General features: G+C 74.6%; 1 protein-coding gene. It reads left to right on the top strand.

Features of this window, described 5'->3' with window-relative positions; translation table 11 throughout:
• Positions 1 to 610, top strand: a 610-nt coding sequence (locus G7B67_RS13255; RefSeq protein ID WP_166213188.1) for a condensation domain-containing protein, incomplete at both ends; no start/stop codon positions are given.

A 610-nucleotide genomic window follows, 5' to 3' on the forward strand; every position in this document is an offset into this window, starting at 1 on the left:
CTTGCGGCTGCAGGGCCGGCTCGACCGGGGGGCGCTGCAGGCGGCACTGGACCGGGTGGTGGCCCGGCACGAAGGGCTGCGTACCGTGTTCGCCCGCGATGGCCAGACCGGGGCGGCGCAGCAGGTGGTCGGGCCGGTGGAGACCGGCTGGGCGATGAGCTTCGAGGATCTTTCGGGGCTGGCGCCGCAGGCGGGCGAGGAGCAGGTGCAGGCGCAGGCCCGCGAGGAGGCCCGGGCGCCGTTCGACCTGGCGGCCGGACCGCTGGTGCGCGGCCGGTTGCTGCGGCTGTCGGACGAGGCGCACGTGCTGCTGCTCACGATGCACCACATCGTGTCCGATGGCTGGTCGCTGGGGGTGCTGTTGCGCGAGGTGGCCGCCCTGTATGGCGCCTTCGTGCAGGGCCAGGCCGATCCGCTGCCGCCGCTGGCGATCCAGTACGCGGACTACGCCGTGTGGCAGCGCGACTGGCTGCAGGGCGAGGTGCTGGAGCAGCAACTGGCGTTCTGGCAGGGGCACCTGTCGGGGGCGCCGGCGTTGCTGGAGTTGCCGAGTGACCGGCCGCGGCCGGCGCAGCAGAGCTATCGGGGGGCGGCGCTGCGGGCGCAGGTG

This window comes from Cognatiluteimonas telluris (genome assembly GCF_011320095.1).
Taxonomy (GTDB): domain Bacteria; phylum Pseudomonadota; class Gammaproteobacteria; order Xanthomonadales; family Xanthomonadaceae; genus Cognatiluteimonas; species Cognatiluteimonas telluris.